The sequence below is a fragment of the Fodinibius roseus genome (genome assembly GCF_900129315.1).
Classification (GTDB): domain Bacteria; phylum Bacteroidota; class Rhodothermia; order Balneolales; family Balneolaceae; genus Fodinibius; species Fodinibius roseus.
The window spans coordinates 1-19,862 of record NZ_FQUS01000030.1 but is presented as its reverse complement, the minus strand read 5'-3'; the positions used below and the strand labels follow the sequence as shown (position 1 = coordinate 19,862).

20 protein-coding genes and 1 pseudogene are annotated in these 19,862 nt (G+C 45.3%); 4 read left to right on the top strand and 17 right to left on the bottom strand.

Annotated elements, in window-relative coordinates; translation table 11 throughout:
* The first annotated feature begins 7 nt into the window (after window positions 1-7).
* Window positions 8-709, top strand: a complete 702-nt coding sequence (locus BUB16_RS19165) for an RNA polymerase sigma factor (RefSeq protein ID WP_170864472.1) — start codon at window positions 8-10, stop codon at window positions 707-709.
* Between the two features lie 121 nt (window positions 710-830).
* On the top strand, window positions 831-1,148 hold the full coding sequence (gene sugE, locus BUB16_RS19160) for a quaternary ammonium compound efflux SMR transporter SugE (RefSeq protein ID WP_073068112.1): 318 nt from the start codon (window positions 831-833) through the stop codon (window positions 1,146-1,148).
* Window positions 1,149-1,205: 57 nt separating this feature from the next.
* Here the strand turns inward: sugE and BUB16_RS19155 are convergent, their stop codons facing one another.
* From BUB16_RS19155 to BUB16_RS19145, 3 genes are all read right to left on the bottom strand, one after another.
* Complete coding sequence (locus tag BUB16_RS19155; protein ID WP_073068110.1) at window positions 1,206-1,796, bottom strand: MarC family protein; 591 nt, start codon at window positions 1,794-1,796, stop codon at window positions 1,206-1,208.
* A gap of 351 nt (window positions 1,797-2,147) precedes the next feature.
* Window positions 2,148-2,477 (bottom strand): plastocyanin/azurin family copper-binding protein, encoded by a 330-nt coding sequence (locus tag BUB16_RS19150; protein ID WP_084088446.1) that lies wholly within the window; start codon window positions 2,475-2,477, stop codon window positions 2,148-2,150.
* Window positions 2,478-2,481: 4 nt separating this feature from the next.
* The gene (locus BUB16_RS19145) at window positions 2,482-3,021 is read right to left on the bottom strand and encodes a DUF4142 domain-containing protein (RefSeq protein WP_084088445.1); all 540 of its coding nucleotides are present in this window, start codon (window positions 3,019-3,021) and stop codon (window positions 2,482-2,484) included.
* 187 nt (window positions 3,022-3,208) lie between these two features.
* On the opposite strand from BUB16_RS19145, the gene BUB16_RS19140 reads away from it, so the two are divergent.
* On the top strand, window positions 3,209-3,895 hold the full coding sequence (locus BUB16_RS19140; RefSeq protein WP_073068108.1) for an FAD-binding oxidoreductase: 687 nt from the start codon (window positions 3,209-3,211) through the stop codon (window positions 3,893-3,895).
* A 29-nt stretch (window positions 3,896-3,924) separates the two neighbouring features.
* Window positions 3,925-4,533 carry a GTP cyclohydrolase I FolE gene (gene folE / locus BUB16_RS19135; protein ID WP_073068106.1) on the top strand — a complete coding sequence of 203 codons (609 nt, stop codon included), beginning with the start codon at window positions 3,925-3,927 and terminating at the stop codon, window positions 4,531-4,533.
* Window positions 4,534-4,577: 44 nt separating this feature from the next.
* On the opposite strand, the gene BUB16_RS19130 is transcribed toward folE, so the two are convergent.
* The 14 genes and pseudogenes from BUB16_RS19130 to BUB16_RS19065 form a co-directional block, all read right to left on the bottom strand.
* Window positions 4,578-5,981: a Glu/Leu/Phe/Val family dehydrogenase gene (locus BUB16_RS19130; protein ID WP_073068104.1), complete on the bottom strand. Its 1,404-nt coding sequence runs from the start codon at window positions 5,979-5,981 to the stop codon at window positions 4,578-4,580.
* An 832-nt stretch (window positions 5,982-6,813) separates the two neighbouring features.
* Window positions 6,814-8,754, bottom strand: coding sequence for a heavy metal translocating P-type ATPase (locus BUB16_RS19125; protein ID WP_073068102.1), 1,941 nt, complete (start codon window positions 8,752-8,754; stop codon window positions 6,814-6,816).
* A gap of 3 nt (window positions 8,755-8,757) precedes the next feature.
* Complete coding sequence (locus tag BUB16_RS19120) at window positions 8,758-9,126, bottom strand: SpoIIAA family protein (RefSeq protein ID WP_073068100.1); 369 nt, start codon at window positions 9,124-9,126, stop codon at window positions 8,758-8,760.
* Window positions 9,127-9,310: 184 nt separating this feature from the next.
* A complete protein-coding gene (locus BUB16_RS22100; protein ID WP_073068098.1) occupies window positions 9,311-9,523 on the bottom strand; it encodes a GDCCVxC domain-containing (seleno)protein in 213 nt (70 codons plus the stop codon).
* The gene (locus BUB16_RS19110; RefSeq protein ID WP_073068096.1) at window positions 9,520-10,086 is read right to left on the bottom strand and encodes a helix-turn-helix domain-containing protein; all 567 of its coding nucleotides are present in this window, start codon (window positions 10,084-10,086) and stop codon (window positions 9,520-9,522) included. The genes BUB16_RS22100 and BUB16_RS19110 overlap by 4 nt, the downstream gene beginning before the upstream one ends.
* An 80-nt stretch (window positions 10,087-10,166) precedes the next feature.
* The gene (locus BUB16_RS19105; protein ID WP_073068094.1) at window positions 10,167-10,487 is read right to left on the bottom strand and encodes a P-II family nitrogen regulator; all 321 of its coding nucleotides are present in this window, start codon (window positions 10,485-10,487) and stop codon (window positions 10,167-10,169) included.
* A 57-nt stretch (window positions 10,488-10,544) separates the two neighbouring features.
* A complete protein-coding gene (locus BUB16_RS19100; RefSeq protein ID WP_073068091.1) occupies window positions 10,545-13,649 on the bottom strand; it encodes an efflux RND transporter permease subunit in 3,105 nt (1,034 codons plus the stop codon).
* Window positions 13,650-13,688: 39 nt separating this feature from the next.
* Window positions 13,689-14,948: an efflux RND transporter periplasmic adaptor subunit gene (locus BUB16_RS19095; RefSeq protein WP_073068149.1), complete on the bottom strand. Its 1,260-nt coding sequence runs from the start codon at window positions 14,946-14,948 to the stop codon at window positions 13,689-13,691.
* Between the two features lie 29 nt (window positions 14,949-14,977).
* Entirely contained in the window at window positions 14,978-16,345 is a 1,368-nt protein-coding gene (locus BUB16_RS19090) for a TolC family protein (RefSeq protein WP_073068088.1), read from the bottom strand.
* Window positions 16,346-16,465: 120 nt separating this feature from the next.
* Window positions 16,466-16,936 (bottom strand): hypothetical protein, encoded by a 471-nt coding sequence (locus BUB16_RS19085; protein ID WP_073068086.1) that lies wholly within the window; start codon window positions 16,934-16,936, stop codon window positions 16,466-16,468.
* A gap of 175 nt (window positions 16,937-17,111) precedes the next feature.
* Window positions 17,112-18,440: pseudogene (locus BUB16_RS22320) on the bottom strand (dihydrolipoyl dehydrogenase family protein).
* Between the two features lie 38 nt (window positions 18,441-18,478).
* Window positions 18,479-18,664, bottom strand: coding sequence for a GDCCVxC domain-containing (seleno)protein (locus tag BUB16_RS22095; RefSeq protein WP_280173676.1), 186 nt, complete (start codon window positions 18,662-18,664; stop codon window positions 18,479-18,481).
* 34 nt (window positions 18,665-18,698) lie between these two features.
* Window positions 18,699-19,310 (bottom strand): mercuric transport protein MerTP, encoded by a 612-nt coding sequence (merTP, locus tag BUB16_RS19070; protein WP_073068085.1) that lies wholly within the window; start codon window positions 19,308-19,310, stop codon window positions 18,699-18,701.
* Window positions 19,311-19,373: 63 nt separating this feature from the next.
* Complete coding sequence (locus tag BUB16_RS19065; RefSeq protein WP_244545746.1) at window positions 19,374-19,688, bottom strand: ArsR/SmtB family transcription factor; 315 nt, start codon at window positions 19,686-19,688, stop codon at window positions 19,374-19,376.
* Window positions 19,689-19,862 lie beyond the last annotated feature (174 nt).

Genomic DNA, 19,862 nt, shown 5'->3' with positions numbered 1-19,862 from the left:
GAAGCGTATGCTAAGATCTGTAGATAAAACATCTAAAATAAAGAAATATAACTTTGTTTCGGTCGAGAAATATAGTGGTGTATCAGATAGCGAGATAATTCACAAAATTTTGAAGGGCTCTACTCAGCTTTTTGAGGTATTAATGCGCAGGTATAACCAGCGATTATTTCGTATCCAGCGATCGTACATATCGGATGAGGAGGCGGTCAAGGACACGCTTCAGATAACATATATGAAAGCATTTGAAAATTTATGCTCGTTTCGTGGTGATGCAAAATTTTCGACCTGGATCACTCGTATCGCTATTAATGAAGCACTAAAATATCTGAATGGAAAAAAGCGAAATGCTGAACTTCAATTAGTTGAAGGAGATACTCCTATGAATGAGCATACGATAAATAGAAATAACACGCCTGAGGATAAGACTATTCAACACGATTTTCGTCAGCTGCTGGAACAAGTTGTAGCTACCTTGCCGCCGAAGTATCGCTCAGTATATTTAATGCGTGAGGTGGAACATATGGATACCAAAGAAACAGCCGACTGTCTGGATCTTACAGAATCGAACGTAAAGGTAAGACTTCATCGAGCAAAGAAGATGCTTCAGGAAGAAATTGAGCGAACGGTAACTGATACAGAAATATTTAACTTTCTCGGGACGGAATGTGATCGGTTGGTGTTTAATATAATGAGGAAGATAAATCAGTAGCAGTACAACTAAATCAATTGTCTATCATTAACTATACCGTTATTTTGACAATTAATTTGAAGTAGGGACGACCTTACCTCTCTTTTTTTCAATGGGGACGGCCTCAAAGAAATACAGAAACATGTCTTGGATATATTTATTTGTTGCCGGATTATTTGAAATAGGTTGGGCTGTAGGCTTAAAATATACTGAGGGATTTACAAAATTTTGGCCGTCTGTTTTTACAGGAGTTTCCATGATTCTCAGTGTCGCTTTGCTTGGTTTCGCTTTAAAAACATTGCCGGTTGGTATAGCATATGCTGTTTGGACAGGAATTGGAGCCATTGGTACCGTAATATTTGGTATTTATCTATTTGATGAACCAGCCACTACGGCCAAATTCTTCTGTATTAGCCTGATCCTTATCGGTATTGTAGGCCTTCAATTAATTCAAGAATAATCCCCCCCCCCCCAAAAATATCTGATTCACCGATTACTAATTTGTATCTAAGCCATTTCAGATATTAGATACAAATTTTCGAATTCCTGTCATCAACATTTCGATGGATATCGTAATAAGCACCAATCCCATAAGTCGCTCAATGGCAACTAACCCTTTTTCACTTAAGAATCGTTTGAGGTTACTACCAAAATAGATGATGATGCTACTGGCTAGCCATGCTAAAAATACAGCAAGGAGCCACTCGGGCCATCGTGCAGGCTCTTGGCTCATTAAAAGTAACTCTGTTGCTAATGCTGACGGACCCGCAACATAGGGTATGGCTAAAGGAACAATGAACGGTTCGCCTCCTACATTTACTTGCAATGAGCTGTCTTCGGACGGGAAGACCATTTTTATGGCAATCAAAAATAGTATAACACCACCTCCAACCGTAAGGGCCGGCTGTGAGATGGGTAGTACTTGCATGAAGAATTTTCCCACAAACAGAAAACCCAACAGTACCGCTAAGGCAATCAAAAGTTCCCTTATTACAATAGCGTTTATACGATCGGGCTTTACTTTTTTTAGTTCGGCTATATAGAACGATATATTACCGACTGGGTCCATTACCAAGAAAAGAAGAATTGCTGCAGATACAAGAGTCATGACTTATTAGCAGTGTAATACCAATTAAAAAATATACCTATAGCTTCAGAAATGATAATAAAAGCTAATGAGGTTATAATGAATAAAGATTCTCCAGATTTTAGATAGCTTGAAAGAATAAAAAAATACATAACAATAATGGACAAAATATAGGAGATACTTAAGTTGTTATATTCTTGTAAAGATAAATAAAATAAATATCCAGCAAGGATAGTTGCTATAACGATTAAGAGGATCGTTGAGATATACATTATTACGAATTGATATTAAATATATTAAAGGCCCTGACTGGAATTGCCAGGGCCATGCTCCAGCTTCGTCTTTAGCTGGTAGGGATGTGCAGGAAATAACCTATTTTTTAAGCATTACTTTTCCTTTCATAACGGGATGAAAAGTGCAAAGATAGGATGCTTTTTCCTTTATCTCAATGGTGAAGGTATCCCCATTTTGTAGTTCAGTAGATTGCCAAAGGTTATTAGTTTCTTCGGCTACATTGTGGGCAACAATATCTCTGTTGATCCACTTTACAGAATCACCTGGAGTCACTTCAATCTTTGCCGGCACAAACTTCATTTGCTTGATTTCAACAGTGTGGGTTTCACTATTCGATTGTTTGGAACTGCAGCTGACGCATAATAGTACCACTAAACAAAGAAGGAATGAAATAATAAAACTTCTCATAAACCTATTGGCCTGCAAAATTTTGTTGAACAGTTTTTGCATGCTCCAGGTGAGTTTCCAAGGCAGGAAGTACAGCCTGCAATAACTCTTTAAGTTGGTTGTTTTCAGTGTCAGGTATTAGCACATTGCGAATGGCGTCAATCACTGCTTTGTGGTATGTCACTTCATTGTCTATGTAAGCCTTGTTAAACACTTTTCCTTCTTTTGAACGCAGCATTTTTCTTGTCTCTTCCGCATCCGAATTCAACTTTTTACTTAATGCATTTGGTTGGGGTTTGACTCCCAGCTCATTTACTAATTCGACGGCTTTCTCAATAACGGCATTGTGGTCTTGGATCATCGTATTGGCAAAGCCAAGAATTTCCTCATTGTTGCTTTTTTCCTTAGCTATTTCTGCATACTTGATGTCTATCTCGTTTGCAGTTACAGCTATTGCGGCAATTTCGGCATCATTGAATTTATTGTTGGACTGTGCATGTATATTTGATGCCAACATTAAAAGTAGCATTACGAAGCTGGTCATTATTTTGTGTTTGCTATCCATAATTTTCTGTTGATTTAGGGTTAACGTAATTTGTTGATCTCACCCATTAGATCAATGCTTAGCAAATCGGTTACAAAAAAACATCTATGAATAATAGTCTGTCATTTAAGTCATCAAAAAAGTTTGTAACCCAACCAACTAATGATCGATCTAAATGATCAATGACTGCTAACTAAATTCTATAAGAATGGCTGAATCAATAACGATTGTAGATATTCAACAGATAACACATGATGTAAAACGTTTTACTCTTGACAGGCCCAACGGCTATACTTTTACGCCCGGACAGGCAACAGAGGTTTCAATTGACAAAAAAGGCTGGAGAGAAGAAAAGCGTCCATTTACTTTTACCTCTCTTCCGGAAGATGAGAATCTTGAGTTTACGATAAAGATATATCAAGACCACGGAGGGGTAACCAATGAGCTTGACAAACTTAAGAAGGGAGATAGGTTGTTAATTGGCGATTCTTGGGGTACGATCCAGTATGACGGACCCGGGGTTTTCTTGGCTGGCGGTGCTGGCGTTACACCATTTATCGCGATCTTCCGTCATCTTCATAAAACGGATAACCTGTCAACTAATAAGCTTATATTTGCAAATAAGTCGGAGCAGGATATTATTCTCAGAGAAGAATTGAATAATATATTAGGAGATGATTTTATTAATGTTATTACCCAGACGAAACCGGAGGCACATGGTAATCCTCGATTGACGTACCTTAGTGGATTTATCGATAAAGAGTACTTGGAAGGTGCCATCGATGATTTTGATCAGAACTTTTATGTCTGCGGCCCACCACCATTCAACAATTCAATGATCCAACATTTAAAAGAGTTGGGTGCAGAACCATCGGCCCTTGTATTTGAACAATAACTTATTAGACAAATAAATTTATCTACGAAATGGAGAAAATTCTTAACGGTATTGATAAGGATATAAAAGATTTATCTGAGCAAGAAAAGATAGAATACATCCAATTTTACTTCTCAAAAATAATGCAGGTTCTAGAGCTGGACCTCACCGATGACACATTTGAAGATACTCCCCGCAGGGTTGCCGAAATGTATGTCAATGAGATTTTTAGCGGTTTGAATGACGATAACTTCCCAGAAATGACCGCATTTGAAAATTCTTATGAATACAGCGGAATGCTCATTGAAAAGGATATTACTTTATTTTCGTATTGCGCCCATCATTTTGTACCCATTATTGGAAAAGCACATGTGGCATACTATCCTTCAGAGAAGGTTGTGGGACTATCAAAAATTAATAGACTGGTTCATCATTTTGCTCGTCGCCCCCAGGTACAAGAAAAACTTACCATGGAAATTGCAGATGCACTTAAAGATTCGCTCGAAACAGATGATATTGCTATTCTGATTGAAGCAGACCATTTGTGTGTTGCATCAAGAGGCGTAAAAGATACAAACAGTACTACGCAAACAAGTTATTATAGCGGCAAATTTGAAAAGGCGGAAATCAGAAAGGAGTTTTTGACCTCTATTGAGTAATAAAAAAAGGGTCCCTAGATATTGGGACCCTCTTAATAGGTAACCTATGGGAAGATACCCATTTGTTCATAGATAACACCAACTTTATTAATGGCGTTAAGATAAGCTGATGTACGCAGGTCGATATCGTGTTTTTTACGGAGCTCGTTGAGTTGCTGATAAGAATTGATCATCGTCTCTTCCAATCCAGAATCAACCAGGTCGTATTCATCAGCTCCATTAGCAAGTTGTTTCATCTCATCTTCAGTAAAAGTACGATCAGAGATGTCCTCAACAACTTTGAGAATTTTACGATAGCTGTTTTCCTCAAATCGTTTTTCCATTCGTCCAAACCGGACGTGGGAAAGATTTTTCAACCATTCGAAGTAGGAAACGGTAACACCACCGGCATTGAGGTACATGTCGGGTATTACCAATTTGCCCCGCTCTTTAAATATTTGATGAGCTTCAGAGGTTGTAGGTCCATTTGCAGCCTCTGCAATAATTTTAGCCTTAATTTCAGATGCATTCCAATCATGCAGCTGATTCTCAAGGGCGGCCGGGATGAGAATATCACACTCGGCTTTAAGTACGGCCGTGTTATCCTCTAATTCTTTCGTATCACCAAATCCAATCATGGATTCGTTTTCTTTGCGATAAGCCATAAGACCTTCGAGATCGATCCCATCGGCATCGTAAATCGAACCTTCAATCTCGGCGACACCAACCATTTTTGCACCGTGACTGATCATGTTTTTAGCGGCGGCATAGCCTACATTTCCAAGGCCTTGTATTACAAATGTTTTTCCCTCAAGGCCGGGATTAAGGCCAAGTTCTTTCATGTCATCAGCATTACGGCAAGTTTCTCTAATGCCATAATAAACACCGCGCCCGGTTGCTTCGGAACGTCCACGAACGCCGCCCTGTGAAATAGGTTTTCCTGTCACACAAGCTTCAGCATTCAAATCAGATTCCAGCTGACGATAGGTATCAAGGATCCAACCCATTTCTCGTTCACCAGTGCCATAGTCAGGTGCTGGCACGTCTGAACCAGGGCCGATAAAGCCTTTTTTGATCAACTCGTAGGTATAACGGCGGGTAATTCGTTCAAGCTCAGCATCTGAAAAACGAGACTTGTCAATTTTGATACCGCCTTTTGCACCTCCGAATGGAACATCAACAACAGCACATTTATACGTCATAAGTGCAGCTAACGCCATGGTTTCGTCTTCATTAACGGTTGTGCTGTAGCGGATGCCACCTTTGGTAGGCAACTTGTGATGGCTGTGTTCAACCCTCCAGCCGTGTATGACTTCTATTGAGTCATCATCACGCTCTAAAGGGAAAGTGATGTGATATATATTATTGCAGATTTTGATTTGATCAAGCAACCCTTCGTCATATTTCGAATGCTTGGCTGCCAGATCAAAGGATTTGTTTACTTCGTTAAAAAAATTGTAGGTGGACATAGAAACCTCTATCCAAAATATTTAAAGTTAAGTTGTAATTATGATTTATTCCCGATTGGGAAATGCGGCATCATCGGGAAATAGGGGTAGAGAGTCAACCTATTAGGAGGGTAAATAATAGAATAGAATGCTTCTATTCTAGGTTTCTATGTTGACTTTCTGGGATTTAATTGAGGAAAAATTCTATCCAGCAGGCGATCAAGAAGTCAACCGATTATTTCTCCATTATCTGAGCATTATATCCTGGGACCGGTCATTCTGCTGATTGGTAAAGTTGAGTATTTATTTAATCACGTTAGTTCTGAACAAAATATGAAGCTCATATAAAAAGAGTTATCCCTTTATTTTGAGCATTCGCTTAGTGAGCGTGTATTTAAACCTAGTACCATTCTAGAACCAAGAAGTAGAGAGAATATCCAAAGAGAGGCACCTTGCCAATAAAAAAGCCGATAACTTTATGGGAGATAGCGACTTATCGTTTTGCGATCCGGACGAGACTCGAACTCGCGACCTCCTGCGTGACAGGATCGGATTATTTCTTCTATTTCAATAGGTGCAATCCCGATTCTTGTCCCAGCCTTGTCCCGAAAAGATTTTGTGAGCAGGATTAAGAGTAAATAAAAAAGCCTCTGAGTAGCTGTAAGTTATTGCTATTCAAAGGCTTAGGTAAAAGTACGCCTGAGAGGATTCGAACCCCTAACCTCCTGATCCGTAATCTATGCGAGATATTCCTGTGCGTGAAATGGGCGGCGATTTTGACATTTCATGTAGTACTATTTGTAGTACCGAAAGGGAATAAGGGGAAACGGTTTCCCGATTGGTGGGTGAATTCTTAGATTTCACAACAGGCGTTAGGTTGCCCCTCCGATTGACTTGCAGAAGGCTTTTTAGCTTTAAGGCTAAATCCCTTATCGGAGTACTTATTTTGTATGCGGATTGCGTTACCGATAGCAATAAGGGCCACACCGACATCAGCAAATATAGCTTCCCACATAGTGGCCATGCCAAAGGTAGCCAGAACCATCACGAGGACTTTAATCCCTAATGCAAAACCAATGTTTTGCCATACGATGCGATGCGTAAAGTTTGCGATCTCAATAGCCAGTGGTATCTTGGATGGCTGGTCGGTTTGAATAACCACATCAGCCGTTTCGACAGTTGCATCCGAGCCAATACCACCCATGGCTATACCAATGTCAGCCAGTGTGATGACCGGAGCATCATTGACCCCATCTCCGATAAATCCTACTGTTTTGGATGGGCTTAGCGCTTGCTCGACGTGTCGATATTTTTCGTCAGGTAACAGGCTCCCATACGCATGATCCAACTCCAGCTTTCGAGATATATGGTCGACCACTTCTTGGTTATCTCCGGACAGCATCACGATTTCGTTGACCCCATGTTTTCGAAGGGCCTCAATAGCTTGTTTACTATCCTCCTTGATCTGGTCGGCAATGCTGATGGTACCAACATGTATGCCATCCTCGGCCACATGTACATAGGTATAAGGATCATCAACATCGGTGGAAGAAATGCTGATACCCTCCTGTCCTAAGAGATCTCTGTTTCCGACGATCACTGTTTTTCCATTAATGGTGCCTTTTAATCCCTTGCCGGAAATTTCCTGCTGATTTTCTACGGGGTGCAGCTGTTGCCCATTGGTGCGGTTGAGGATCGCTTTTGCTATCGGATGAGTGGAGTCCTGTTCCAGGGAAGCGGCCAGTCTAAGCAATTCTTCCTGGCTATATCCATTCACGGGATGGATATAGCGAACCTCAAAGCTGCCTTCGGTCATCGTGCCCGTTTTGTCCATGAACAGGGTTTTCATCTTTCGCAGCTGATCAAGGAAATCCGAACCTTTAAGCAGAATGCCGTTTCGGGAGGCTGCCCCGATACCACCGAAATAACCGAGGGGAATGGAAATAACTAATCCACATGGGCAAGAGACAACGAGGAAAATAAGGGCTCGGTAAAACCAATCCTGAAAGACATAGTTTTCAACCACAAAATACGGGACGAATGTAAGAGCTACCGCCAGCCAAACGACGATGGGGGTATAGATACTGGCAAACCTCGTCATAAACCGTTGCGTCGGGGCTTTTCGCTTGGAAGCTTCCTGGACCATCGTTAAAATGTTGGATAGCTTTGTATCCTCATAGCCGCTGGTTACTTTAATGCGGACCGGTCGGTCCTGGTTGATTGAACCGGCCCATACCTCTTCACCCGATTCCCGACTCATGGGTTTTGATTCACCGGTCAGGGCTGCGGTATTAAACGAACCCTTTTCGGTAAGGAGCTCGCCATCCAGTGGTACTTTTTCGCCGGGTTTTACCTGGATGATTTCACCTGGTTCAATTTCTGAGGGGTGAACGCTTTCGGTGGTCCCATTTCTTTCTACCGTAGCCGTATCCGGTTGTTGATCTATCAGGCTCTTAATGGATTGCTTTGCCCGGTTCACCGCTCCATCCTGGGCGTATTCGCCGACCATGTAAAAGAGCATGACGGCCACGCCTTCAGCATATTCGCCAATGGCAAAAGCCCCAACAGTGGCAATGCCCATCAGAAAGAACTCGCTGAATATGGTGCCGCCTTTTATCGATTTGAATGCTTTCATCCACACCGGTCCGCCTACAACGATGTAGGAAAGCCCGTACAGTGGTAAATACACATAGGGCTGACCAACAAACGAAACCCCATGTTCGACAATTAAGGCCGCTGCTAAAAACAAGGCGCTGGCAATGGCCTCTTTATATTTCTTTATAAATGTCATCATTAATCAGCTATGATTTTGTTTGAGCCATTCCCACGCGTCCTCGGCCTTGTCAATGGGGAAGAAATGCATTTCTTCCTTGGTAATGGGATCGACAAGCTTCGTACCCCACTCTTGCCATTGTTTATCTCCCACTACAGCAATGCGATCAAAATATCCAATGTATTCGGCATCAAGCTGTAGGTCTTTCCAAAATGCTGCAGTATCCTGCCATCCCCCAAAATCTTCCAGTATCATGATTAAATGGGGATCATCAGATGCAGTTGCAAACTTGTTTAAAGCCGGTTCGAGGTCATCCAGATCTTCTTTTGAAAGCTTGCCGGATGCTTTGATGGCAAGAATATCGTCATTGGTATGAGCATTTACTTCAATCATAGCATGAAATTGTTTTCTTCGACTTCAAATTCTACTTCCAAGATAACTGCCGGTCGCAAAGAGTGCTTGCATCTTTATGTGAATCTTGTGCAAAATTATGCGGAAAACGGGCTTCGGACACACTGTTTTAAAATGTCATGCAGTCAGCAGCCCCGTCAGTGGTTGATAGAAAAGTTGATTTCTGTTAACAGCAATGTTGTTCATCTTGTTGAACAGGAGGGCAGGGTATATCACCAAAAGAGCAAAATACGCAACAATCACCTTTTTGGGGTTTTAGTAGGTTGCCACAACTGGGGCATTCCCAAAAATACTGGCAGGAATTGGTTGGCATGGTTTCGGTTGCTTCTTCTCTGCATTCAGGGCAGGTAATCGTTGATTTTAATAGTACGTTGCTCATAGTCGGTCAATTGAATTTCGTTTGTTCTCTTTGATCTCTTTGAAATGGGAGGGTGACAATCCGGTTTCTTTTTTAAACTGCCTGGAAAAATGTTGTTGGCTGCTGTAGTCCAGTTCCAAAGCGATCTGGCCAAGCGTTTTTTCATCATAGACAATGAGTTCTTTGGCCCGTTCAACTTTCTGCAGGATAAAGTACCGCTCGATAGACTTGCCTTCGACTCCCGAAAAAAGGCGGCTAAGGTGTTGGTAGTCTTTGTGAATGTTCTCAGAGAGATAATCGGACAGGTTCTTTTCCAACGGTTCTTCTGATCGGACTTGCCGGATAATAAGCTGCTTAATCTGTTCTACTATACGGCTATTTTCATCATCGATGATATCAAAGCCATTGTTGCGAATAATGGATACCAAACGCTCATAATCTTTCTCGGTAACAGCTTCGGATAGGTACAATTCGCCAAGTTCAATCTTTTGGACATCGAAGCCGGCATCGGTGAGTTTTTCCTGTAGCACTTCAGCGCAATGGCTGCACACCATGTTTTTGATATGAAAATGTTTGTTATCCATAACTTAAAAGGTATGATAATTTGAGAAAACTGTCACTGCGGTCAAACAGTGACAGTCTCAGGTATGTGATGGAACGTTGCTTATCGTATGACATCGTCATCGGTTTCCCCGGTTCGGATTCGTACGGCTTGTTCTACGTTAGATACAAATATCTTTCCGTCTCCGTAGTTTCCGGTGTGCCCCTTTTCAACGATCACCGAAATTATTTCATTAACTCTATTTGTGGGTACGACAGTTTCCAGCTTAATGCGTTGGACCAGTTGAGCCGCTTCTTTTTCTTGGGCATGTCCCCAACCGCGCACGTCACTGAGCGTGATGCCGGGGGCATTCTCAAGGTTTTCAAGGGCATCAATAACATAATCGATCATGTTGGTTCGAATAAAAGCTTTGATCTCTTTCATAATAATCTTGGTTTAGACTTGGCCAGTTTCAAAAACTGGCCAAGTTGTATTAGAAATTTACAGTTCGGCGTGGGTGACTGGTTCGGCAAACCACTTGTAGATGGTCGGCAGTACGACCAGCGTAAGCAGGGTAGAGGTAAACAGTCCCCCGACAACCACAGCGGCCAATGGGCGTTGCACGTTGGAGCCGATATCATTGGCCAGCAGTAGCGGCAACAGGCCAAGACCGGTAGTCAGGGCCGTCATCAGTACGGGACGCAGGCGCAGCAAGGAAGCCTGTACGACCGACTTTTCGGTGGACATTCCTTCCTCCCGCAGCTGATTGATGTAGGATACAATGACCAACCCGTTGAGCACGGCAATACCGAAAATGGCGATAAAGCCTACAGCTGCCGGTACCGACAGGTACAGCCCGGATATCCAGAGGGCAAAGATCCCTCCGATAGTGGCAAACGGAATGTTTAGAAAGATCAATACGGCATAGCGCCAGCTGCCAAAGGTGGAAAACAGCATAAAGAAGATCAGTCCCAGGGTAATGGGAACCACGACCATCAGCCGGTTCATCGCACGCCGTTGGTTTTCAAACTGTCCGCCGTATTCGGTAAAGTATCCGGCCGGTAGATCTACTTGCTCTTCGACTTTTTGGCTGATCTCGTTCACGACACTACCCATATCTCGACCGCGTACGTTCAGTTGCACGTATGTACGTCGACTGGCTTTGTTGCGGGATATTTGTTTGGGACCGGTAAAGACCTCCACATCTGCAATCTGGGAGAGCGGTACCAGGGAACCTTTAGCCGTGCGGACGGGCAACTCCCGAACTTGTTCAATGCGTTTGCGCTGGTTCTCCTGCAGGCGCACGAAGATATCGAAGCGGCGAATGCCCTCGAATACCTGTCCGGCAACCGAGCCGCCAATACCGGTTTCCACGGTATTGAGAAAGTCGTCGATGCTGATGCCCAGTCGCGCCAACTGCTCGCGATTGGGTCGCACCAGGATTTGCGGTTTGCCGCCCTGTTGTTGGGCACGGACATCTACAGCTCCTTCTACACCTTTAGCGACCTCGGCAATCTCCTGTGCTTTTTGAGCCAAGGTATCCAGGTCATCCCCATAGAGACTAGCGACCACCTGGGCGCGAACGCCGCTGAGTAGCTCATCGGTACGCAGTTGAATCGGCTGGGAAAAGTTGGAAGCCACGCCCGGCAGATCTTCATTCAGTTTTTCAGCCATGGCCGACTGTAGTTCTTCATAGCTACGTCCTGCTTCCCACTCATCAAGTGGTTTAAGGTTCACTACATTAAACACCACATTTACCGGCTCGGGATCGCCGCCTACTTCGGCACGTCCCACGCGGGAATAGATCCCCTGCACTTCGGGGAAGGTCTGCATCGACTCCTGAATACGCTTCGTGTATTCCTTGGTGGTGGGGAGGTTAGCGCCCGGAGGCAGCACGGAGCGCACCGCAAAGGTACCTTCCCGCAATGTCGGCTGAAATTCAGTTCCCAGGAATGGGAATACCGCCATGCTTGCGGCAAACAGCACCAAGGCTCCACCAAAGACCATCTTGGGGAATTTCGTGGCTTTTTCAATTAGCGGACGGCTGAACCCTTTCACCTTGCGGACTAACCACGGCTCTTTGTCCATCCCTTTATCCGGCAGGATAAAACTGGAAATGACCGGAATGTAGGTCAAGGCCAGAAAGATGGCTCCGGCCAAGGCAAAGGTAATGGTGTAAGCCAGTGGCTTAAACATTTTACCCTCGACGCCTTCCAGCGAAAAGAGGGGAATAAATACGATGATAATAATGCTAGTCGCAAAGATCACCGGACGTATCACTTCCCGAGCTGCTTCGCCTACCACCCGCACCAGGGATACGTTTTCGGTATCTCGTTCTTCCAACAGGCGGTAGGTGTTTTCCACGATCACGGTGGCACTGTCCCCGATCATACCAATGCTGATCGCCAAGCCCCCCAGACTCATCAAGTTCGCCGAAATGCCCATGAGGTTCATCCCAATGAAGGCGATGAGAAAGGCAATAGGAACGGTGGATATAATGATAAGCGTCGAGCGAAGGTCCCCCATAAAAAAGTAGAGAATGACCAGCACGAGAATGGCCCCGATGTACAGGGCATTGCTGACTGTACCCACGGCTTTACTAACGAGCTGTCCTTGCGAGTAAAACGGCTTCATAACCATACCGTCGGGCAGAGCTTTGTTAATGGCATCGATCTTCTGATCCACCTGGGCCAGCAGGTCTTGCGTGTTCGTGCCAATGAGCTTTAACACAAACCCACCCACGGATTCCTCTTGGTCTTTAATAAGGGTACCGCGTTTAATTTCAGAACCAAATTCCACCTTGGCGACATCCTTGACGTAAATGGGCGTACCATCAGAGTTTTTGACAATGATGTTTCGGATATCCTGAAGGCCTTCTTTGTCTGGCTTAATCCAACCATAGCCCCGGACGAGATACTCTTCGCCGCCTCGTTCTAAAAAGGAAGCTCCTACATTGCGGTTGTTACTGTTGATGGCTTTTTCCAGATCCTCCAGGGTAAGCCCGCGTGAAATCAAGGCGTTCATATCCGCGTTGACCTGGAACTGTCGGACATCGCCACCCAGGGAAAGTACGCCGGTAACACCGGGTACGGTTCGTAGCTGGGGTTTAACGATCCAGTCCTGAGCCGTACGAAGCTCCATTAGCGAATGGTCGGCAGTATCGGTGTTGGTCACTTCGTACATCATGATGGTCCCAAGTCCCGTAGTAATGGGACCCAGTTGCGGTTGCCCCAGTCCGTCGGGAATGGATTCCCTGGCTTTGGAGAGTCGTTCCATGACCAGCCGCCGGGCAAAATAGATGTCGGTGCCGTCTTCGAAGTATATGTTTACGCGCGAAAGCCCGAAGATGGAGGTACTCTGCACGCGATCCAGCTTGGGCAGCCCATACATCGAGATTTCAATGGGGTAGCTGATCTGCGTCTCCACATCCACCGGAGAAAGGCCGGGGCTAGAGGTAAACACCTGTACCATGGTGGGCGATACGTCCGGGAAGGAATCAATGGGGACATCCTCAAAAGAGAAGTATCCATAGACGCCAACGGCCGCCACCAGAATGAGGATCGTCAAACGATTCTTTAATACTTTGTCAATTATTTGTTGAAGCATAAGTCTGTCATTTAAGAAATTCGATATTGCAACGAGCAGTTAATGTCCATGAGATGCGCTTCGTCCCTGAGCGGTAAGAGCGGACTTCAGATCAAAGGCGCCGGCAATAACAGCTTGCTGGCCGGGTTTCAGGCCCGATGCAATTTCCACATAGCCCTCATTTTCACTGCCCAGCATGACCTCGACCGGTTTGTAGCTGCCATTCTCGTTGCCAGGGACAAACACCACTTGCTCACCCTCAATCGTTTGTACGGCGTCAATGGGAATCATGGCTACGTTCCGTTCTTTCCCTGTTGATATACGAGCAGTGCCGAACATTCCGGCCCGTAGCTTTAGATTAGGGTTTTCAACAACTGCGCGAACCGGCATGGTGCGCGTCTGCTTTTCGAGGCTATAAGAGACCCAGTCTGTTTTTCCCTCAAAGGTCTGTCCGGGAATACTGCGAACCGAGAGGCTTACGCTTTGTCCTTTGTCCAGATACCGGATATCCTGCTCGTATGCATCGATCATGACCCACATTTTGGAGAGGTTCGCCACATGGATAGGTGTTTCATTAGGGCTGATGGTTTGTCCCGGTGAAATATCCCGCTCCTGGATAACCCCTTCGAGCGGACTGGTCAGGTAAAAGTGAGACAAGGGCTCATCGCTGCCCGCTTGTATATTTTCGATGTCCTTTTTTGACAACCCATAGAGGCGTAGAGCCTCAGCCGCAGAGTTCAATTCGGCTTTGGCTTCCTGGAAGTTTGCTTCGGCATCCAGCAACTCGGCTTGTGAAGATATTTCCTGATCATACAGCGACTGTTCACGTTTGTAGCGTGCCTCTTCGGCTTTGAGTCGGGCCCGAAGTCGAATATATTCGGCCTTGGCTTTGCCTAGTCCCACGCTGCTCATAAGGGCAATCGGCTCGTCTTTTTTGACGCGTTCTCCCAGGTCTTTTATGACTTCAACAACCTTTGCCTCAATACGGGGACCGACTTTGGCAATTTGATCCAGATCGTATCCAACGCTGGCGGGTCGTGAAATGGTTGAGGAGGCACTTCCTTCGGACAGTGTTTCCACTTTGATGCCGAGGTTACCTTCTTGCTGCTGAGTTAGATGCACTTCACGGGCATGCTGTCCGGATTCTTCATTGTGTTGTCCAGCTTCCTCGGTATGCTGCTCAGTCTCTTCACTGTGTTGCGATTCTTGTTGATGTTGTTCGGTTTGCGTGTGGGCTTGGGAATCGGAATTAGATCCACAGCCTGTCAAAAGACTTCCTAACAGAAGTCCGGTAAGTGTTAAGATTGTTAAATTCTTCATGGTTGGTGATTCCATATTCATTCAAAAAATTAGTTTGCAGAAATTTCAGAGAGAGGCGTGCCGATGAGGCGTTCTACTTCGGCTACGGCCCGATTGTATTCGGCCAAGGCCTGGATGTAGCGGGTGCGCGTCGAAAAAAGCGTGCGCTGAGCATCCAGTACTTCCAGGTAATCAAACTTACCTTGGCGATAGCCAATTTGGGCCGCCTCAAAAGCCGTTTTGGCGCCGGGCAATACCTGTTCTTGCAGCTGATTGACTTCGTGAGCAGCTGCATCCAGCCGGTTGTAAGCCGCTTGCAGGGCCTTGTAGGTTTGGGTGACGGCCGCTTCCCGTTGGATCTGCACGCGACTGAGCTCATACTTCGCCGCCTTGATATTCCCTTGATTGCGATCAAAGAAAGGCAGTGGGATAGACACGCCAACAATGGCGGCGCTGGCGCCCAAATCCTCCGCACGTTTGTATCCGCCGCTCACAGTGATGTCGGGAATGCCTTTTGCCTGTTCAAGACCAAGAGCAGATTCGCGTTGTTGGAGTTCGGTAGCCCACCGAGCCACATCCGGATTTCGCTGGATATAGGTTTGTATTCTGGCGTACTCGGGGATGTCAGAAGGCATGCTCAGCTCCCCTTTTAACTGATTGAAATCCGGTTGCTCGCTCCCCCAATAGGAGGCCAGTGAACTACGAGCGGACTCCCATTGGTTGCGGGCATTTTCCAGATCAATTTTTGCGCGGGAAAGCTCAACCTGTGCTTTGGTCTGAGCCAGCTTGGAGACTTTTCCAGCTTTAACTTGGGCAGATATGGAGCTGTACAGGTTTTGTGCAACACTGACCAACTCTTTTTGCTGTTGCCACTGGCGCTGAGCTTCCAGTGCTGATATATATGCTTTGGTCACGCCGGTTAGCACGTCCAGCCGTTGGGCTTCATAGTCCCATCCGGCCAGCTTTTTGGTGGCTCCTGCCAATCTCTTGCGCTTAAGTCGGTCAGCACCCAACAGGATTTTCTGTCCCAATTTGACGGTCACTTCTCGGCCTTCGTAGCCTTCAAAGGGACCAGTGCCTCCAAAGTTTTCCATCTCGGCATTAAGCTGTGGATTGGGAAGCAGGGAAGCCTGAATGCGTTCGGCTTCCTTTACGCGCACCTGCCAGCCGTAGCTTTGTAGCCGTGGATTTTCGAGCAGGGCTTTGGATAGCGCATCCGAGAAGGTCAGCGTATCCGAAATAGTAATCTTGGATGCGGTATCCTGTGGGTTCACATTCTGATTTAAGGCGGGAGACGTCTCATAGGTTTGGTCTCCCAGCGTGCTTTCTGAAGGTGGTTCAATAACGGTTTCTTCTGTGGCACATCCGGCAGCAAGCACGAGCATGCCGAGGGCCAGTAGTGGGTTTAATAATTTCATGTGTTTCCAGCCAATTTTTGCTGTTATAGAGGGGCAAGCAGAACCGGCAGGATATAACTATTCCTTACCTGATTACATGACTTGCAAGTGAAATGGCGATATGGAAAGGGCTGGAACTACTTAGTTGTATAGAATACGGACAACCGTCTTGAGCGAAGCTGTTATCGTATCCTCAATCAAGGGAGGGGTGTAAGAAACAAGTTGAAAGACCCGTGATTGCGGGAGGTTTTCAACCTTACTGTTCAAAATTCCATCAAGAAACTTGAGCGTGCGATCCTGATCAAAACGTGTTGTTTGTTGTTCTTTTGCACAGTTCAGCGACAACGGTAAATCATGATGGTTGTCGAGATCTGCCTTTAGAGTAGGAGTAGTATGTTGATGCGCATCTTTGGCGTGTATCACATCTTCAGAAGGAATGCTCAAGAGGGAGCCGGCCTCAGACTCGATATTGATCTGCCCATCTTCTTCAAAACAATAGACGAGACTGTCAACAAATCCGTGAATGCTCAGAAAATGCAGTCCAAACAGGAAAAGAAGGGCAAGGGTTATGCCCTTGAGACTTTTCTTGTATGTGGATTGGATCTGATGCATTTGGGAATCTTTTAAATCAAACCCAAAGTTAGGGATTAGCTGGGAGGGAAAAAAGCAAAATGACTAAGAACTTAAAGGAATTTATATGTTTTTAGCGATTGCCAAAATTTTACCACCCATGAGCAAGTTGCATAATTTTAATATGTTTATCTAAAGCAAGAGTAGATAAAGTAGGTTAAACCATATACGGAATATCGGAAGCATGAGAAGGATTAGCATATACCATCTTTTTTAGTGCTGTTGCTTTCAGGTTCTGGTTCATGGCCATGGCAAACAGGTTGATGATTTCCTCGGATTTGCTGCCCAGCACGTGTGCACCTAAAATCTTTTGAAAGCAGCAGGCGATTCATTGGTTTGCCGGTAGGAATACCATTCGTCTGTTTTCTTGTAGTTAACCTGTATGTCATAACCGATATTGTGAGCCTATTGTTCGGTTAAGCCGACCATTGCCAGTGGTGGTACAGTAAACACGACGGTGGGTTGGGCCGGATATTGTGCTTTTCGGTGATTTCCATCCAGCAAATTTGAAGCAACAATATGAGATTCATAACCTGCTACCGGAGTCAGTGGTAATCCGCTGGAATCAACGGCGTCACCGGCGGCATACACGTTGGGATTACTGTTGCTTTGAAGGTACTCATTTACGGTAATTCCTTCTTTCGTTCGTTCAACATTATCTTCCTTCAGTTGCATATCATCTATGTCAGGAACGCGACCGGCACCATGAACGACCAGGTTTCCTGTAAACCTTTTGGTGTTACCCTTTTGAGAAGTTTTTACTGTGTAAGAGTTTCGTTCATTTGGAATCGACTCTACCTCGGTATTCAGTTGTACCTTGATATTTAATTCTTCGGTCTTCTCCAGCAGAACATTAACCAGGTCTACGTCAAAACCTTCCAGTGGACGTTTCCCTCGATGCAGAATTTCTACCTGAGCGCCAGCCAGTGCGGCAATAAAAGCAAACTCAAAGGATATATACCCTCCGCCTACAAAAATAAGCTTGTCGGGAAGATCATCCAGTTCAAGAAATTCGGTACTGGTAGTCAGGTGGTCAAATCCATCGATGGGAAGCGGAACAGGTTTGGCACCTGCAGCGATAAGTATATGATTGGCGTTCAAGATTTCATCGTTAACTTCGATGGTCTGTTCATTTATAAACTTTGCCCGTCCGTGAAAGGGGGTGATGCTCTGCTTCTTCATCCCCTTTTCGCGGTGGTCGGGTACCGGCTGGGTAAAGGTCTCTTTGAACTGCATCAGCTGCTGGCCAATCAATGTGAGCATCCGCGGGGACTCCGTTGCCGCTCATGCGTCGGTTCCAGTCAATGAGTTCCGCAGCGCCGACCAGCACTTTTTTGGGATCGCACCCCCGGCGGGCGCATGTTCCTCCAAAAGGACGTGAGTCGATCTGGGCAACTTTCCAGCCCGCTTTTGCACACTTTCCTGCCGCAACGGAGCCACCTGATCCCGATCCAATAACAATAAGATCAAATTTTTTATCAGTCATTGTCTAGCCGATTCGAAGATTTATGTTAGTCTGGAGCTCTATGAACAACAATTTTGATCTTGCTGAATGGGAGGGCATGGGGTATCTCCATAGGAGCAAAACACGCAGCAATCGCCCTTTTGGGGTTTCAACACTTCACCACAATTGGGACATTCCCAGAAAAATTGACAGGAATCCGTGGGCATTGTTTCGGTTGTTTTATGTCCACAGTTCGAACAGGTGATGGTTTATTCTAAGGTAACAGTGCTCATGGGTGCATCAATTATTTGGATTCTCATTAACAGTAAAACCGGTTTTGTCGATAGCGGCTTTAATTGTTTCCTGGTTGGTCTTGCCCCGATCGTATTTAATGGTCGCTTGTCCGGTATCATAGGTAGCATCCGCTTCAAGGACGCCATCTATACCGTTGGCAGCATTTTCGACAGTCGCCTCGCACCCGGTGCAGGTCATCCCTTTAATGTCCCAGGTGATGCTTTGCACTTGGCTTTCCTGCACGTACACGACCTGCTTGTCCTGTTTAGGGAAAAAGGCATCCGAATAGTAGGGAAAAGCCAGCAGTAGTGCGGCCAGTACGGTCACGCCTCCCAGAAATCCCTTGGTGTTCCAGAACGAGGGATCTTCCTCGCAGGTGCACTCCTGATCCCATTGGGGTTTCAGCTTTTGATACCAGGCGAATCCAAGCAATAAAACGGTAAGCCCAATCAGGTACGGGCGAAAGGGCTCTACCCACGAAAAGATGGATGCTACACCGCCGATACCCGCTAAAAAGGCAAAAACTGGGGTTACACAACACAGAGAAGCGACAAACGCGGCAAACAGGCCGGCTCCCATCCATTTCGTATCAGTGTTATCTTGGTTTTGCTTCTTCATGCGGCTAATACGTCCAGGATATTGTTGTCTTTAATTTGATCGAAATTTGGTGAGAGTATCTCATTAAATAGTGGATTCAGCGAGTAAAAGATGGTTTGCCCATCCCGCTCGGTTTCCACCAGCCCCCCCGTCTTTGAGTTTGCGCAGGTGCTGGGAGACGGCCGGCACGCTCATATCCAGGATATCGCTCAGGTCACAGGGACAAAGGTGCTCTTCCCGGTTCAGCAGGTAGAGGATCTTCAGGCGCACATCGTTGGCTGCCAGCTTCAGGATGTCGGTTAACCGGTCAATAGACCCTTCAACTTCTTCCAGGGACTCAATACACCGGTTAATCTGGTTTAGATCGGCGACGTCACGAATACATTCTGGTTTGCTCATAGTAGTTTAGTCTATGATTAATTGTTTGTGTTATAAAGGCAACATATAATAATTATATTATTTAATTAAATACTTAAATAAAGGAGGCTTTGAAAAACCTTTTGTTGTTCTTTGATTTATTTTTTGTGGCTGAATGTTGAACTGATGCTTTTATAATCGTCAACATTTTGACCG

Excerpts from the sequence above, each read along its gene's own strand:
- BUB16_RS19145 (WP_084088445.1), bottom strand. The coding sequence starts at position 3,021 with ATGGATAGCAAACACAAAATAATGACCAGCTTCGTAATGCTACTTTTA.
- BUB16_RS19125 (WP_073068102.1), bottom strand. The coding sequence starts at position 8,754 with ATGATGACATTTATAAAGAAATATAAAGAGGCCATTGCCAGCGCCTTG.
- merTP (WP_073068085.1), bottom strand. The coding sequence starts at position 19,310 with ATGAAGAAGCAAAACCAAGATAACACTGATACGAAATGGATGGGAGCC.
- BUB16_RS19165 (WP_170864472.1), top strand. The coding sequence starts at position 8 with ATGCTAAGATCTGTAGATAAAACATCTAAAATAAAGAAATATAACTTT.
- BUB16_RS19085 (WP_073068086.1), bottom strand. The coding sequence starts at position 16,936 with ATGCATCAGATCCAATCCACATACAAGAAAAGTCTCAAGGGCATAACC.
- BUB16_RS19065 (WP_244545746.1), bottom strand. The coding sequence starts at position 19,688 with ATGAGCAAACCAGAATGTATTCGTGACGTCGCCGATCTAAACCAGATT.
- folE (WP_073068106.1), top strand. The coding sequence starts at position 3,925 with ATGGAGAAAATTCTTAACGGTATTGATAAGGATATAAAAGATTTATCT.
- BUB16_RS19100 (WP_073068091.1), bottom strand. The coding sequence starts at position 13,649 with ATGCTTCAACAAATAATTGACAAAGTATTAAAGAATCGTTTGACGATC.
- BUB16_RS19090 (WP_073068088.1), bottom strand. The coding sequence starts at position 16,345 with ATGAAATTATTAAACCCACTACTGGCCCTCGGCATGCTCGTGCTTGCT.
- BUB16_RS22100 (WP_073068098.1), bottom strand. The coding sequence starts at position 9,523 with ATGAGCAACGTACTATTAAAATCAACGATTACCTGCCCTGAATGCAGA.
- BUB16_RS19095 (WP_073068149.1), bottom strand. The coding sequence starts at position 14,948 with ATGAAGAATTTAACAATCTTAACACTTACCGGACTTCTGTTAGGAAGT.
- BUB16_RS19105 (WP_073068094.1), bottom strand. The coding sequence starts at position 10,487 with ATGAAAGAGATCAAAGCTTTTATTCGAACCAACATGATCGATTATGTT.
- sugE (WP_073068112.1), top strand. The coding sequence starts at position 831 with ATGTCTTGGATATATTTATTTGTTGCCGGATTATTTGAAATAGGTTGG.
- BUB16_RS19155 (WP_073068110.1), bottom strand. The coding sequence starts at position 1,796 with ATGACTCTTGTATCTGCAGCAATTCTTCTTTTCTTGGTAATGGACCCA.
- BUB16_RS19150 (WP_084088446.1), bottom strand. The coding sequence starts at position 2,477 with ATGAGAAGTTTTATTATTTCATTCCTTCTTTGTTTAGTGGTACTATTA.
- BUB16_RS19130 (WP_073068104.1), bottom strand. The coding sequence starts at position 5,981 with ATGTCCACCTACAATTTTTTTAACGAAGTAAACAAATCCTTTGATCTG.
- BUB16_RS19120 (WP_073068100.1), bottom strand. The coding sequence starts at position 9,126 with ATGATTGAAGTAAATGCTCATACCAATGACGATATTCTTGCCATCAAA.
- BUB16_RS19140 (WP_073068108.1), top strand. The coding sequence starts at position 3,209 with ATGGCTGAATCAATAACGATTGTAGATATTCAACAGATAACACATGAT.
- BUB16_RS19110 (WP_073068096.1), bottom strand. The coding sequence starts at position 10,086 with ATGGATAACAAACATTTTCATATCAAAAACATGGTGTGCAGCCATTGC.